The following is a 14,824-nucleotide window of genomic DNA, read 5'->3' on the forward strand; positions in this document are numbered from 1 at the left end:
CTGATAAGTCACTTTAAGACGGAACAAGATTAAGCCTGAACCAGATTAAGGCCTGTGTTGCACAGCAAAGAGCGTCCTAATAGGGCGCGTTTTTTGTGTTTGAGATGGATGATTCTTGGATTGAGTTGCTAGGCTTGCTGGCGCTAAGTGGTGAGTGGCTTCGACCTATGGCGCTAGGCTGTTTTTCTTTGTTTCGAACAATTTTTGGAGGAGAGATGACAACAATTGAAGGGCGATAACATCGCTATCCAGGTTGCGATTAGGCTTGGTGGCGAGCCTTTTCTTACGCATTTAAGTGGTTTGGGTCCTTGGTTAGGCGTCGTTTGGTGCAAGGCTGTCACTTATCGGTTTGTTAACATCTCAGTGTCTTGGCGGGTGGTATTAAGGCGTTTCTTTTGGTTTCTCCTCTAGGTTGACCGCATTTCGCCTAGAGAGTGTAAAAGTAATGTGAGCGCCGCACTTTCTTGTGAGAGGTTGGCGCAATTAGCGTGTATCTTATTGTTTTTTAACTTGCCACCCCTGGTAACCAGCTGATTTTTGGTTGTTTTTGTTTTGTTTGCGTGTTGCCTCATTGCTATCTGTTTTGAGTTTTCCCCTTTCTCGCTTCTTAATGCGGGTGTTCGTTTGCGTTTGCCTGTTATCCATTAATTAAATCTTATCGACTTTGTTACCAGGATCACATCTCGTTGCAAAATGTTCACATTTACCCCCCTGAACTTGACCGCAATGTGAGGCCGCTCTCATTAAGTGCGAAAAAGAAAAATTAGAGTAAAGACTCTAATTTAGAGTAATTACTCTATAAGTTGTTCAGGTTAGCGTCGATGTAAACGTCAACCTGAATCAAGTTAACTCAGGAGGCGTTATGGACATACCTGTCTGGCAATATGTTGTTTCGATGAGCGGATACATAGTGTTCTTGCTCGTGTTGGTGGAGGGCATGCGCCGTACACCTCGATTAACGGCAGCCTTTTGGCTGTTGTCATTACTGACCGCGCCCTTATGGGCGGATAACCTCGACGGATGGTTCCGTTGGGCGAAAACCGTGAGTGTACTGATCCCTACCGCTATCGTGGTAGGCGGCGCTCGCATCGCTTATCTCTACTATGACAATCCAAATAGGGTGCTGGCGTTCTTCAGGGGCGACTGGGTGCTCAAGGTGTTGTACGCCGTGTTGTTCCTCAACATTGCCGAGGCAACGGCTAAAGACTTTGTGACCGCCAATTACTTCAATGCTATCTGTGGTGTGATTCTGTGTATCACCATTCCGTTCCCTCGTTACAAGAACGGCCAGCGCATGTATTGGGTGATAGGTCGAGACAAGCCCAATGATCTCTTGTTTTATTCGACTGCGGCGTGGAACTTCCTCTACACCACATGGAACCTGGCCTTCGTGTTTGGTGAGAACCCAGGCTACTTCGCCAGCTCCTTCTGTATCTTAATGGCGGCAGAGCTGTACCCCATCATCAAGGGACGACCCGAGCTCTACATCATCGCTCGTGTGTACACCTTAGCCTTCCACATTCTGGTTCGCGCCAATGCCGACATCTTCACGCCTGTGATGGATTCGACCAGCTGGGCCAACGACACAGTGCTCTGGGTGTGGGGCGCGATCAACCTGTGTCTGCACGTTCCATTTGCCATCTGGTACTTCAATAAGCAACGCACTAGCCCAACAGGCGAGCCGCCTACGGGGGACAACGAGCCGCCGATGCTTAATGAGTACTACAAAGATACGCCGGAAAAACAGCAACAACTAACCACGGCTTAAGACCTTAGGGCGCCGCTAGGTGGCGCCCCTCATCTAAGCATCACGATTGAGAGAGTGAAATTATGAAACTCAGGGTGAAACAGATATTTAGCACTATGTTTGCCATGTTACTGATGCTATGCAGCTCAGTTAGCTACGCAGACGACGCCTTAGATGCGACATCGCATCTGGACAATATTCAGGGGCAGGTTTGGCAGGGAACGCGAGACGGTAAGCCGGGGGAAGGCAGCCTGTTTTATCGCCTCGAATTTGGCAGCGATGATACGGTTCAGGTCATCAAGCAGTCGGGTGGCTTTAACCATAGCGAGATTCAGCACTGGGCATTGTCGGGTCATGACCTGACTATCGCCAGTCAGCCAGGCGCCTTGATCACCGACTTCGATGGCGCAAAGATCAGCTTCGTCGAAGCCGAGACCATGCGTTTTAGCCTGGATGGCGATGGCTTTAACATCCACAAGTGGTATCAAAACCGCGCCTTCGGACACGTGCTTTTGGTGCTGATTGGCTTGATGCTGCTCAACGAGCTATGTCGTCGCTTCAAGTACAGCAACTACCTGCTGTGGTTTATTCTGCCCATCGTATTGATTCCATTGTGGTCCAGCTATGGTGTGACCTATTGGTTCAAGTGGGTCAAGCTCTATTCTGTGGTGGGCGCCGCCGCGCTATTTACCTTGATCCGCTTTACCAAGATAGGGGATATGAAGTGGGCCAAGTTTGGCGCGGCCGCCTTCCTCGCCATCAACATTTCAGAAGCCGTTATGCAGGATTTTAGTATGGGTAACCTCGCTAATATCCTCAACGCCATTGGCGGCGTGTTGTCCATCATCACGCTGGCGGGCTGGGCGCAGATCTTTGCCGACAAGTCTAAGCAGCAAGACATGATTTGGCCCGCGATGACCACCTTCTGGATCATTGCCTATGACGTTTGGAACATCGTCTTCGTTTACCTCAACTTCCCGGGTTCTGCGACGGCGCAGATGATGGTGCTGATCGCCGCGACACTGCCCGCGCTGTTCATCAAGAAGGGTACCTGGTTGCAGGCGCGTGCGTTCACGCTGGCCGGCTCCTTCATGTATTACTTCAGCTGCCCATTCATGTACGAAAGCAACGTGGTGCCAATGCCACGTAACGATGAGCTCATGCTTGCCGCCGGGCTGGCAAGTTTCGTGATTAACAGTGCATATGCCTATGTCTTCTTTACTGGCAAGTGGAAGCGCCGTCAGGCACTGGCTGCGGCAAGTTAACCGCCGTAATGCGACAAGTGATTAAAACCGATTTTTTATAACAAATAGATCAAATGATGACGATGGAGTCAATTATGAAAAAGCATCTTTTAAGTGTTGCGGTTGTAGCGTCAATGACTTGTGGTTTCAGCGCGATGGCGGCAGATGATGCCGATATCGATATGTCTAACCCAACGGATGTGTATACCTCTTTGGGGGCTTCCTATGGTAGTGAAGGTGCAAATTTTAAGGCGCAGTTGATGCTGTCTGAAAAGACGGCCACCTCGGGACAAAAAACAGGGGTGATCTTCGAGGCGAAAAACATCTTCAATGAGGGAGACAAGACGCCGCAGTTCACAGGCATGGTGGCTCACCCTGATTACGGCATGATCCCAACCTTTAACGACGAGACCAGCAAGCGTTCATATCGTATGCGCTACGGCACCATTAACACAACCAATGGCACCGGCTGGTCGATCGATGCCATCCTGGCGGACCATCCCTTCTACGGCAACATGGCGGTGATTCAGGCGGGTCCCGTGATGACGATTCCAGTGACAGACAGCTTCTACATCTGGCCGATTCTCTATGCCGGCGCCGTGGTAGTTGAAGATAACATGTCGCAGATCTTGCCGCCTGATATGGCCGCTAGTACCGCGGTATCGAGCAGCGGCATCGATGTGCCGTCACTCATTCTGACCGGCATGGTTTACGCTCGCTATGCCTTTAACGATCACTGGTGGACCCTGGTGAGCGCCTCTTATACCGATGAGATTCAGGGTAAGGGCTGGAGCGATGACATCATGGATGGTGGGTTACAAATGGCCAGTTTCAATGGTGAAATTTCGGTGGCCTACCAGATGAATAAGCGTCAAAACATTCGTGTGAACTTTAAGACGGACAATAGTGACAGCACGGATGACAGCTACTGGATCGAGTACAACCACGCATTCTAGCTGGTGCCCTTTGCGCTAGCGTTTTGCTCCCCAGTTCGGCGTTAGTGCCTTTTTATTATGTCGTGTGCGGAAGGCTCGCTATGAGTGGCCTAGCCTCCCGCCACGGCCTGGAATTCGATGGAGTCACAAATGAAAAAACAGAGTTTATTATTGGCGAGTGTGCTGTTGTTGAGTACCTCTGCTGTGTCGGCAGTCGAGGTGGCGGGGGTTGATGTTGCCGACACCATGACCTCTCAGGAGCAGGTGCTGCAACTTAATGGTGCAGGTGTTCGCAGTAAGTTCTTCATGGATCTCTATGTGGGATCCCTCTATACGGTTGGTCCTACCGATCAGGCCGCCAATGTAGTCGATGGCGAACAAATTTCCGCGATTCGGCTCAACATCACCTCGGGCATGATCACCTCAGAGAAGATGACCGAGGCGATGCATGATGGCTTCGACCGCGCGACCGATGGAGACACCAGCGCCATTGCCGATAGCATCAACTCCTTTATTGCGACCTTTGCCGAGCCGATCAAGGAGGGCGATCAATTTACCTTAGTGAGCGTACCGGGTACTGGGATTGTCAGCTATAAAAATGGTCAGCAGCTGTCGGTCACCAGTGGCGAAGATTTCCGTAAGGCCGTGCTCGCGATTTGGTTGGGTGACAATCCAACGGATAAAGGGCTAAAGAAAGAGATGCTTAAAGGGTAAGTTTTAAGTCGGCCTGTTGCGGTCAGCATTTGATGTGCCATCAGACTTGCCTCTATCAAATGAGCCAGTGTCGATGAGCCACTCCTGTTCACCCGGTGGTTGCAATGCAACGTCATGCTGATTAGCGACAGGCTGGCTTAACTCGAGCCTGAGTTCTAACGTGGCAGGAGAGCAAAGCCTATGACCCCTCTCGCTATCTGGCGCAAGTTGTTTTTCCCAAAGCGCCATGGCTGGAATGATGATCAAGTTCGTTTGGTCGATACCCTGTTGTTCTTCACGCTGCTTTGCCTGTTTACAGGGCTATATAGCCTGATGAAATGGGCCCAGCAGCCCCATACCCTGTTGATGATCACCTCGATGATCTTAATCTCCGTCGAGGTGATCGCCGCCGCGACGATTCGCTTTCTGCGGCAGATAAACCTGGCGTTAAACCTGGGCTTCTTTGGCATGGTGTTGCATGCCCTCAACGTTATCTACCAGGGAGGTGGCATACTCACCTCCAGCCAGAGCCTCTGGGTTGCTGTGTTGATTATCGCCTTCTATCTCACCGCCAATTTAGTCATGGCGACCCTTTGGAGTCTGGTCGTTATCGCCCTGTCGGCCGTGATGGTGCAGCAGGGATTGCAGCAGCAGATAGTGGTGACCATAGCTTTGTCTGAAGCCGGGGAGGCCATAGAGGCCTGGAGTGGCATGATACTCCCGCTTGTGGTCATAGTCGTCGCGCAGGGTTATAGCTGCGCGGCCCGGTTTAAGGCCAATCAGGCGCAGGCCGAAGCACAGCAAAATATGCAGTCGAGCGCCGCCAAGGCGCAGGCGGGCGAGCAGCGCCTCGGACAGGTGCTGACTCAGGCGAGTGAGGATGCCTCGGCCCTGTCTGGCGTCGCCACCGCGCTGGACACCCAGGCGTTGACACTTCATCGGCAGGTGACTCAGCTTAATGTGAACTGCGAATCTCAGGCCAGTGCGGCCGAGCAGATGAGTCAGCAGGTGTCGCAGATGACCCAAGACATGCGCCAATCTGAACAGTTTATGGAGGAGCTAAAGGGGCGCTGCCAATCTATCGATCGCCGGGCGGCCAATAGCGCCCAATCCTTAGAGGCGTCCACCAACGCGATTGCGGCGATACTGAAAAGCAACCAGGAGATAGTCTCGGTCGCCGATCTCATTACCTCAGTGGCGGAGCAAACGAATCTACTGGCGCTAAACGCGGCAATTGAGGCGGCCAGGGCCGGCGAGTATGGACGAGGCTTTGCCGTGGTGGCGGAACAAGTCAGGGAGCTGTCGGCTAAGAGTAACCGCTCTGCGATAGAGATACGCCAGCTGCTCGGCAACAGCCGTGACGAGGTGATTCAAGGGCAAAGAGTGATAGAGCAGAGTGCGGAGGAGCTGACGCAGATCATCGACCAGATTGCCAGTGTGGTCCACGACGTTAATCAACTGGCGGGGTTAATGACCCAGCAAGGAGAGGCGCTCACCCAGCTAAACTGTGCCAGCAGCGAGGTGGCTAGCAGTGTGGTGGGCACTAACCAAGTATCCGAATCGGTTGCTATTGAGGGCGAGCAGTTGGCCAAGCGGGTTGAGCAGCTGCAGGCGTTAGCCAATAGCCTGACTAAGGTTGTTCACTGCCAGGCGGGTTAGCATCTAAGGGTAGGGATGGCCTACCCTAATCGCTAACTTTCAGTAGAAATCGCCCCCCATGGCGCGTTTGAGGGCCGCCTCTTCGAGTAACTCTTCCAGGCGACGTTTGACTTCGCGTCTGTGTTGCAGCTCACAGGCGGCCTTAGGGTTTTTGGGTGCTGTGATCGCTTCGATTTCAGCATCGTTCGGAATAACATCGAGTAACTGAGCCATAGTGAAATCCTCGTCAAATAAAGTGCTTGAGCACTCATTTGGTGCTGCTTAGCACTGAGCCGCTTTAACATAAAGTTAACTGAGTCAAAGCGTTAGCTAGTTTAGCGTCCTAAGGCCTGGGCACATTAGCGAGCGCTAATGAGAAAAATAGCAGGGGATTTTCAATTTTTGTTTGATCGAGTTAACACATTTGTATTTGTCGATTTTCTCGACAAAAGCGGAGGGTGTTGGTGAGTGCTTGGATATTAATTAATTGTTTTTAAATGGAATAATTACAGAATAATAGTGAGTTGCCAGCTAAATTAGTGGCAACTCATTTAAATTTAGATCACAAATCGAAACTATAGCTGTAGCCTACCACCACTTTCGGATCGTCACCGTCGAGGTCGGTATCGCTGACCAAGAAGGAGATGGTACCAAAGTCGGTCTCCTTATCCAGAGAGAGGGAGTAGTCGGCATAGTTGTCGGTATCGAACCAGGCGTTGACCACATCGCCGCTGGAGTAGCCATAGTGCGCCGAGAATGACAGGGTTTCCGATAGCGGGAAGCTGACACCTGCGTTGATGTAGCTGAGATCTTTCTCATCGAAAGGATCGGCTGCCACATCGCTATCGGCATTGACTACCTGTGAGTAGGCGAGGCTAAACCACTTCCAGCTCAGGGCCAGGGTGACTTCACCGAAGTCTATGCTCGAATCGCTGTCGGGATAGGCGTAGTAGAGATAGCTGATGTCATAGCCAAAATCTTCCCCCACGCTGCCCGCATAGCCGCCGTAGAAGTCGATCTCGTAGCTGGTGTCGTCACCGAAATCCACATTAGAAGCCCATGTGCCTAAGTAAAGGCCGCTTTCGTGTTCGAAGTCTATGCCGCCTTGAACCGCGGGTGCGTCTCCTGTCTGTGTGGCACCGCGCCACAAGTAGTTGGAGGTCGCACCAATGTTGCCCGTGACGCTAGCGCTGGTAGGTAAGGCCACTATCAAGGTGCCCGCGAGTAGGCTTAGGGTTCGCAATGCTTGTTTCATACTCATTCCTTCTTATTGGTCTATGGGAGCGGCCTTGCCTGTTGTTATGAGTATTGTCAGGCCGCGTACAAGCTATAGCGAAGAGTGTGCCAAATATTTATTGGTTATTTTTCAATTGGTTATTTTATTTGTGTCAGAGGTAGGCTAGCGATTGATTAAAAATGAGGCAGAGGGTGCACTAGGAAGGTGCATAAAAAAACCTCCATGGCGGAGGTTTTTTCGACGGATTAAATACCGATTTAGTTTACGCTGTCTTTTAGCGTCTTACCGGCTTTAAACTTAGGTACTACAGCCGCTGGGATCTGAATTTCTTTGCCCGTCTGTGGGTTGCGGCCTGTACGTGCTGCACGGCTAGTGGTCTCGAAAGAACCAAAACCTACAATAGAGATTTTTTCGCCGTTCTTCATCGCTTCCGCTACCGTTTCTTCGAAAGACTTTAAGGCGCGAGCAGCTTCAGCTTTAGTGAGTTCAGCGCTTTCCGCTATTTTTGCAACAAGTTCAGTTTTATTCATTTGGATAGTCTCTTCTTTCCGTAGATTTAGTAATACCAATTACATTAGATACTTGCAATTGCTGGACTTAACATGCCACAAGCATCCCTATAATGAAAGCGGTTTTATGCGCCCAAAGGGTGCTTTCAGTCAAATTCAGTAAAAATTTACCTTAGTGGCAGCAAAAAGTGGCCGATATTTCCCACTCTTGGCTTGAAAGGCTCACCAGACAAGGCTTGGGCCTTATTTGGCTCATTTACCAGGGGGATTATTTAAGCCTCGCGCTTATCGCTTGTTTGCGCCGCTTGTGGCAGATACTGTTTCATGCTCTTAGAGAAGGCCATATACCACTGAAAACTCAAGAGTATGGTGACCACCAGGGCGATAGCCCAGATAGGCAGCTCCTGACCACGCACCACCACCTTAACGTCTTCAGGGGTGATCTGATAGGCGATCACCGCCGTGGCTCCAAGCGCCGTGAACCCCAGGGTTTGTATGCCAATATAGATCTTCAGCACCAGGCTAGCCCAGTTGGTGCGTGCGATCAGCCCGAACAGCACAGGGATCACACCCAGGGTAAAGAGATCGAGTGTCTGGCTGTCTAACGCGCGCCAGCCGGCGAAAATGGCGATAACGATATAGAGGGCGATCAGTAGCAGTATGCTGGGAGTCGGTCGGTTCATCTTGGCTCTTGGGTGAATGATTTGCCCCGCAGTGTAGAAAAATGGTGCAAGTTAGTCCAATGCTTTGCCTAATTTGCCTGTCTATGCTGCTCAGCGTTGCCGGTTAAGGTAAGATGTGGCGGACTTAGATAGCGTGAGAACCCCATGACAGAGAGTGAATTTTGGCAGTTAGTGACCCGCAGCGAACCACAGCAGGATCAGGAAAGCCTGGCGGTCGAGCTTAAGGCCAAGCTGACCGAGTTGAGTAACGAGGAGCTGGCGGCCTTCGATAAGCTGTTTTCCCAGCAGATGCGGAGGGCCTATCTTTGGTCGCTCTGGGGGGCGGCTTATATCGTCACGGGCTGCGACAGCGAGTATGGTTTTGCCGAGTTTCGTGCTTTCTTAATCTCGCTGGGCCAGGAGTGGTTCGAGCGGATACTGCTGGAGCCAGATGCATTGGCGCAGCTGCCAGCCTGGCCTGAGAAGGACGGCTATGCCTATCCCTTCGTGGAAGATTACGATCTGCTTGCCGGGCAGATCTATGAGGATCGTACCGGCGAGGAGTTGCCCTTTGTGCCTTCTGGCCAGGCGACACCTCAGGGTAAGAAGTTTTCGCACAAGAAAAAACAGCTGAAGGCGACTTACCCCCAGCTGTTTCAGTTGTTTCCCTTTTAGCGGCGTCTCGGCGAGTCAGGTTTAGTAGCAGACCTGGCTGTCGTTGTCGAACTGCAGCTCATGTTCGGCGCAGGCGTCTTCCATAAAGGCTTCCTCGGCCTTGTCAAGCTGGTTGTCCAGGTCTGCCTGGAAGCTGTCGAGCCTCTGGTTGTCGCTCGCTTCTTGCTGCTTATCCAGAATCTGGAAGTGTTTTGCTACCGCGGCGCGTTCGCTGTCGGTCAGCTCATTGGCGTTAACGCCCGAGATAAAGGCGAAACCAAGAATTAGCGAGGCCAATAGGGCGAATTTCCCTGAGAATCTTGTGCGGGTGAGTTGGCTCATTGTCATAGCTCCTGTCAGTATCTTAAGTTCGATTCTTTGCCGCTAACCGGGCCATGCTATTGCGCTTTGTTGTGCGCCTGCAGACTGCCCCTGCGGTTTAATTGATACCTATGTTAATGACAATTGCTTGAACAGGAGCTGAATAAAAAACGAACAGGTGGAGTCGGTCAGTGGATCTCTGAAGAAAAGGGAGCCGACTTACTCCTGATTCTTCATGGTCTCGCACTGAAAGCCCTGACGGCTGTTGTCGAAGCGGCACCTTAGTCCACACTCCCACAAGACATCGCCAAGCGCCTTAGCCTGTTCGGTGGCGAAGGTCTTACAGCTTTCATAGTCCTCGAAGTCATCGGTTTTCTTGTAGCGGCCCGAGTTGTAACCGTGGGCATAGACGAAGGCCGACCAGGTCTCTGGCGTTTGCTGGGTCTCTTCTGCGGTGATCCAATAGAGGGCGCCTGCCAGTAGAGAGAAGATAATGACGACGAATAGCAGAGCGGATCGATTTTGCATGATTTACCTTAGTAGACTTGCCGAGTCTGAGAGTCTACCCCAGGGGTGCAGCAAATTGATACAAAGGCTGCCAAAAACTGTGGGCTCGGGAGAAAAGGGTTAATCGTGATTGTCCAATAGGTAAAAAGGCGGCGAAAAGGTTCGCCAGTGTTTTACATTAAGCCTATATTCAGGTTAGCTTTTGTACACTCAGTGTTGTAACAAGACTCAATAGGTGTCCCAAGCTTGGGCGATTAAGGAGGCTAAATATGAAGTTTCAATCTCTACTCCTGGTGGGGGCGCTGGTGTCGCTGAACCTTGCCGCCGAAGAAGCCAAAGAGAACCCGGTCACCGAGGCCGGAGTGGTGAAGATCTCTTGGCAGGATGTGGACAACTATCGTGACGTGAAGGTGGTAGGCGATATTCAATCTCGCTACGAGCTGCGTGTGTTCGAGACCCTGACGAAGAATCTCAACAAGGCGGCCGAGAAGACGCTTAAGCCCAACCAGAAACTGGAGCTGGTGGTGACAGATGTGGATCTGGCCGGCGACGTGCGCCCTACTTTCGGTGCGACGCCAAACGATATCCGAGTAGTCAAAGATATCTATCCGCCGCGCATGACCTTTAGTTATCAGGTGCTCGAAGGTGAACAGGTGGTGATTGCCGGCGACGAGAAACTCAGAGACATGAGTTTCATGCACACCACGGGTACCATGAATGACAAGCCGCTGAGATATGAGTCTAAGATGCTCAGCGATTGGTTGAAGAAGACGGTGGAGCCCAAGCTTTAAGGTTAAGCTAACTTAAGCGGCCGATACATAGCAATTGCCCCATCATTGGGCGCGGGCGTAAACAGGCTAAAGCCATTCAATGCGGCTTTAGCCTGTTTTTTTGCCGCCGCGCTATAGGCCGACAGCTCCTGCTCGTCGCAGTAACGCGTCACCTCTGGCGGTAGCAAGCCAACACATAGGCTGATCAGGGGATGAGTCACCCTCTGTCCCTGTCTGTCTTCGGCCATTACACTCTGGGCCAGCCAGTCGTCGGGACTGTAGAAGGCCTCCCTGGCTTGGTTGAAGCTGAGGAGCAGGCGACGACACTCATCGACGATCGCCTGGCTAGTGCCGATCACCACAAAATCATCGCCGCCCACATGACGGACAAAGTGGTCGGCGCCCAGTTGCTGCTGTAAACGCTGCGCCAGGGATTGGATCACCTCATCACCCCGGCAGAAGCCGTAGAGATCGTTATAAGGCTTGAAGTGGCACAGATCGAAGTAGGCCAGGTAGAAGGCCCGGCCTTGCTGGCGCAGGCGTTGCAGCTCCTCCTGGATGGGGATGTTACCGGGAAGACCGCTCAGTGGATTGGCGTGGCGGGCCATCTTGATCCGCTGCTCAGTGATCTGTTGCAGTAGATCTTTGGTGTGGCCTATCCCCAGCAGTTGCTGGCCGCGCATCACCAAGAAATGTTGCGCCACTGTGCCATGTTCGGCGGTCAGGCATTGACTCACCTTGGAGATCGGCATGCAGGCGGGTACTTTCAGCACCTTGTCGTTCATTACCTCAGCCACAGGGCTGTTCTCGTGTAGGGCGCGGCCATAGGGCGTGCTAAACAGCTCCATCAACTGCGCCCTGTCGACCACGCCCAGTGGCAGCTGCTTGGCATCGACGATGGCGACTACCTGCAGATGAGGCGAGCGGGCGAAGCGGGCGCTAAGCGCCTTTAGCTTGGTCTGTGGGGAGACACATATGGTACGGGTGGACAGGCTTTCGGCCGATTCGGCGTAGCGGGTCTGCCGCTGCCGGGTTTCCTGGGGCGCCATCGCCGCCAGGGTCTGCGTCGGTTGTGTCTGGGGTCGCCCCAAAAGGTAGCCCTGGCAATAGACGATCCCCAATTGGGTCAGCAGGGCCAACTCGGCCTGTGTCTCTATGCCTTCGGCAATCACCTTACAACTCAGGCTCTGACAGAGATCTATGATGGAGCGGACAAATTCCTGCTTCACCGGCGATTGGTCAATCTGGTGGATGAAGTGGCGGTCGATTTTGACATAGTCTGGCGCCAGTTCTGACCAGAGCCTCAATCCCGAATAGCCTGTACCCAGATCGTCGATGGCGGTCAGGAAGCCCTGGCTGCGGTAGTGGTTGAGGCACTCCTTGAGCAGATCGATATCATCGGCGGGGTATTGCTCCGACAGCTCTATCACTATCTGATCCGGCGACAGCCCAAGCTCCTGCACCAAACTTAAGGTGAGTCCCTTGGCGTGGCTGGGTTCCAACAGGGCCTTTGGCGAGATGTTGATAAACAGCTTGCCCGGCAGTTCGCGGGCGTCAAACTGCCTGATGGAGTGACGACGGCAGATCTCTTCCAGTTGCGACAGGCGCCCCTCATGGGCAGCGGTCTGAAACAGGGGCACAGGAGAGAAGAGGGCGCTATGCTCTGGGCCTCGACTCAGGGCCTCGAAGCCGTGCAGCTTATTGCTTGCGATGTTGAAGATGGGCTGAAACAGCACATGGATCTTCTCATGCTCGATGATCTTATCCAGTTCACTGCTCAGGTCGATTGCTGTCATCTAGGTCCGCCTCCTACGAAAAGTAGGGCGATTCTAGGACCAGGCCATGACAGCAATATGACACTAAAGTATGAGGTTACCCGCTCATTCAGTTGCTTTAGTTACTTGGCCTGGCTTTTAAACGCCTGCAGGGTCTGCAGCAGCACCCCGAGTTTACGCACGAAAGTTTCAAGCGCCGGCGCCAGGCCATCGCCTTGGCTAGGCAGCTTAGTCATGTCGTCGGCCAGCTCCTGTACATAGGGGCCGAAGCGGTTGCTGCGTGCGCTAAAGCCTTCTTCTTGGGTGAAGATGGTGGTGAACTTGCCGTGGCCGGCCTTCTTTAACTCATCCAGTTTGGCATCGGCATCGATTGCCTGGCGATAGGCCAACTGCAAGTTCTCTTTAAGTTGCTCAATGAGGTGACTATGTGGCATAACTGCCTCGTGTTGAAAAATTTAGCCGAATTATAAGGGGCAAGCCTGATGGCAACAAGTCGACCGCGTTTATTCACCATAGGGATTTTATTACTGACAGGGATCATGTCACTCGGCGCGATGGCCGCGAGCGACGACAAACCGCCCTTCTATAAGCTCAGTTATCAAGGCAAACAGACCTATCTGTTGGGATCCATTCACATCGGTCAGGCCGATTTTTATCCCATGGCGGAGCAGATAGAAACGGCCTTTGCCAAGTCGGGAGCACTTGCGGTCGAGGCCGATACCAGCAAGGCAGATATCATGGGATTGATCCGCAAATATGGCCTGACTCAGATGGCGGCAGATGCCAAGACCCAGGCCCGCCTGGCTGATTATTGCCGTAGCCGCAGCGAGATCTGCACCCCAATGCAAGCCTATGCGCCCTGGATGCAGGCGATGCAGTTTAGCGTGATGCGTTTTGCATCCCTGGGCTACCGGGCGCAGTGGGGCGTAGACCAGGTGCTGCAGAGCAAGAATGGTGAGCGTCCCGTGATCGAGCTGGAGAGTACCGAGTTTCAGTTTGAGCTGATGGCCTCGTTCAGTCCTAAGCTTCAGTGGGAGATGGTGCTCGAGGCGATCGATGCCCCTGACGAGGAGATGGAGCTGCTGGTAAGGGCCTGGCGCAGCGGCGATGAGGCCGCCCTAGATGACTTGATGCAGGGGCAGATGCTGCATGATGGTGATAAGGAGCTTATCGACAAGATGCTCTGGCAGCGCAACGAGCAGATGACTGCCAAGATCCGCGCCTTGATGATGCAGCAAGACGGTCCGTCGCCGCTGTTTGTGGTGGTGGGGGCCGGCCATGTGGTGGGCGACAAGGGGATACCCGCCAAGTTTGCCGCCATTGAAGGGGCCAAGGTTCAAAATTGCTGGCAGACGGCCTGCAACTGATTCCTTTTTAGAACTCGGCGCCAAGCTGAAGGGCATCAATGTCTGTCGTTTAGCTATACTGTTAGGCAGGATAAATATTGGCCAAAATATCGATGGGCGTAAAGTCCATCGATGCAGGGAGGCAAGATGCAGGCTGAGGCGCCCCTTTTCCCCGTTCGACCCGAGTTTGAGGCTATCCCCCGTCAGTGGGATACCCGCCACGACGCCGTGGTGGCCCGTGTCGACCCAGGTAACTTCTATGTCACCGCCCATGATGAGCTGATCTTCACCCGCCTGGGATCTTGTGTCGCGGCCTGCATCTGGGATCCTCTGTTGGGGATAGGCGGTCTCAATCATTTCCTGCTGCCCGAGCGGCAACTCCATGAAGATTGGCACCAGCTAACCAGTTATACCTGCCGCTATGGTAACTGGGCCATGGAGCAGCTGATCAACAGCATATTGAACCTGGGTGGCATGCGCAGTCGTCTCAAGGCCAAGGTGTTTGGCGGTGCTCAGATGACCACATCCAGCGTGCTGAACGTGGGCGAGTCCAACATCAGCTTCGTGAACAACTACCTCAAGACCGAGGGGATTGAGATAGTGAGTGAAGATCTCGGTGGCCCCTGGCCGCGAAAGGTGTTGTTTCATCCCAATAGCGGCAAGGTCAAGCTGATGCGTCTGTCGCCGGAGCGGATCACTAAGATGATGAGCGAAGAGCAGCGCTACCTGAAACAGATAGTCACCGCTCAGGGCGAGAGCCAGGTGGAGCTGTTCGACTAGTGAGCT

At 52.9% G+C, this 14,824-nt stretch carries 17 protein-coding genes; 9 read left to right on the plus strand and 8 right to left on the minus strand.

Going from position 1 to position 14,824, the window contains the following annotated elements:
* Positions 1-862 precede the first annotated feature (862 nt).
* The 5 genes from L2731_RS11595 (at position 863) to L2731_RS11615 (ending at position 6,278) form a co-directional block, all read left to right on the plus strand.
* Positions 863-1,768, plus strand: coding sequence for a hypothetical protein (locus tag L2731_RS11595; RefSeq protein WP_041510842.1), 906 nt, complete (start codon positions 863-865; stop codon positions 1,766-1,768).
* A gap of 62 nt (positions 1,769-1,830) precedes the next feature.
* On the plus strand, positions 1,831-3,012 hold the full coding sequence (locus L2731_RS11600; RefSeq protein WP_239852827.1) for a DUF5692 family protein: 1,182 nt from the start codon (positions 1,831-1,833) through the stop codon (positions 3,010-3,012).
* Positions 3,013-3,086: 74 nt separating this feature from the next.
* Complete coding sequence (locus tag L2731_RS11605; protein ID WP_041510843.1) at positions 3,087-3,947, plus strand: hypothetical protein; 861 nt, start codon at positions 3,087-3,089, stop codon at positions 3,945-3,947.
* Between the two features lie 129 nt (positions 3,948-4,076).
* A complete protein-coding gene (locus L2731_RS11610; protein WP_239852825.1) occupies positions 4,077-4,640 on the plus strand; it encodes a chalcone isomerase family protein in 564 nt (187 codons plus the stop codon).
* Between the two features lie 180 nt (positions 4,641-4,820).
* A complete protein-coding gene (locus L2731_RS11615; protein ID WP_249253251.1) occupies positions 4,821-6,278 on the plus strand; it encodes a methyl-accepting chemotaxis protein in 1,458 nt (485 codons plus the stop codon).
* A 39-nt stretch (positions 6,279-6,317) separates the two neighbouring features.
* Here L2731_RS11615 and L2731_RS11620 read toward each other — a convergent pair whose 3' ends face one another.
* The 4 genes from L2731_RS11620 to L2731_RS11635 form a co-directional block, all read right to left on the minus strand.
* Complete coding sequence (locus L2731_RS11620; protein ID WP_011864234.1) at positions 6,318-6,491, minus strand: hypothetical protein; 174 nt, start codon at positions 6,489-6,491, stop codon at positions 6,318-6,320.
* A 328-nt stretch (positions 6,492-6,819) separates the two neighbouring features.
* A complete protein-coding gene (locus L2731_RS11625; RefSeq protein WP_239852815.1) occupies positions 6,820-7,512 on the minus strand; it encodes a TorF family putative porin in 693 nt (230 codons plus the stop codon).
* Between the two features lie 239 nt (positions 7,513-7,751).
* The gene (locus tag L2731_RS11630; protein ID WP_011864236.1) at positions 7,752-8,024 is read right to left on the minus strand and encodes an HU family DNA-binding protein; all 273 of its coding nucleotides are present in this window, start codon (positions 8,022-8,024) and stop codon (positions 7,752-7,754) included.
* 251 nt (positions 8,025-8,275) lie between these two features.
* Positions 8,276-8,686 carry a hypothetical protein gene (locus tag L2731_RS11635; RefSeq protein WP_249253253.1) on the minus strand — a complete coding sequence of 137 codons (411 nt, stop codon included), beginning with the start codon at positions 8,684-8,686 and terminating at the stop codon, positions 8,276-8,278.
* Between the two features lie 144 nt (positions 8,687-8,830).
* Between L2731_RS11635 and L2731_RS11640 the strand changes: the two genes are divergently transcribed.
* The gene (locus tag L2731_RS11640) at positions 8,831-9,340 is read left to right on the plus strand and encodes a DUF4240 domain-containing protein (protein WP_249253255.1); all 510 of its coding nucleotides are present in this window, start codon (positions 8,831-8,833) and stop codon (positions 9,338-9,340) included.
* A gap of 21 nt (positions 9,341-9,361) precedes the next feature.
* Here L2731_RS11640 and L2731_RS11645 read toward each other — a convergent pair whose 3' ends face one another.
* Together L2731_RS11645 and L2731_RS11650 are read right to left on the minus strand one after the other, a co-directional pair.
* Positions 9,362-9,661, minus strand: coding sequence for a hypothetical protein (locus L2731_RS11645; protein WP_239852812.1), 300 nt, complete (start codon positions 9,659-9,661; stop codon positions 9,362-9,364).
* A gap of 198 nt (positions 9,662-9,859) precedes the next feature.
* Positions 9,860-10,168 (minus strand): hypothetical protein, encoded by a 309-nt coding sequence (locus L2731_RS11650; protein ID WP_041510850.1) that lies wholly within the window; start codon positions 10,166-10,168, stop codon positions 9,860-9,862.
* Between the two features lie 248 nt (positions 10,169-10,416).
* Here L2731_RS11650 and L2731_RS11655 point away from each other — a divergent pair, with 248 nt between their 5' ends.
* Positions 10,417-10,938 (plus strand): DUF3016 domain-containing protein, encoded by a 522-nt coding sequence (locus L2731_RS11655; protein ID WP_249253256.1) that lies wholly within the window; start codon positions 10,417-10,419, stop codon positions 10,936-10,938.
* Positions 10,939-10,940: 2 nt separating this feature from the next.
* On the opposite strand, the gene L2731_RS11660 is transcribed toward L2731_RS11655, so the two are convergent.
* A complete protein-coding gene (locus tag L2731_RS11660; RefSeq protein WP_249253257.1) occupies positions 10,941-12,713 on the minus strand; it encodes a bifunctional diguanylate cyclase/phosphodiesterase in 1,773 nt (590 codons plus the stop codon).
* A gap of 101 nt (positions 12,714-12,814) precedes the next feature.
* On the minus strand, positions 12,815-13,126 hold the full coding sequence (locus L2731_RS11665; protein ID WP_041510853.1) for a hypothetical protein: 312 nt from the start codon (positions 13,124-13,126) through the stop codon (positions 12,815-12,817).
* 48 nt (positions 13,127-13,174) lie between these two features.
* Between L2731_RS11665 and L2731_RS11670 the strand changes: the two genes are divergently transcribed.
* Both L2731_RS11670 and L2731_RS11675 read left to right on the plus strand, forming a co-directional pair.
* A complete protein-coding gene (locus L2731_RS11670; RefSeq protein WP_249253258.1) occupies positions 13,175-14,059 on the plus strand; it encodes a TraB/GumN family protein in 885 nt (294 codons plus the stop codon).
* A 126-nt stretch (positions 14,060-14,185) separates the two neighbouring features.
* Positions 14,186-14,818: a chemoreceptor glutamine deamidase CheD gene (locus L2731_RS11675; protein ID WP_249253259.1), complete on the plus strand. Its 633-nt coding sequence runs from the start codon at positions 14,186-14,188 to the stop codon at positions 14,816-14,818.
* The last annotated feature ends 6 nt before the right edge of the window (positions 14,819-14,824 follow it).

Source organism: Shewanella aquimarina, assembly GCF_023349185.1.
GTDB classification, from domain to species: Bacteria; Pseudomonadota; Gammaproteobacteria; order Enterobacterales; family Shewanellaceae; genus Shewanella; species Shewanella aquimarina.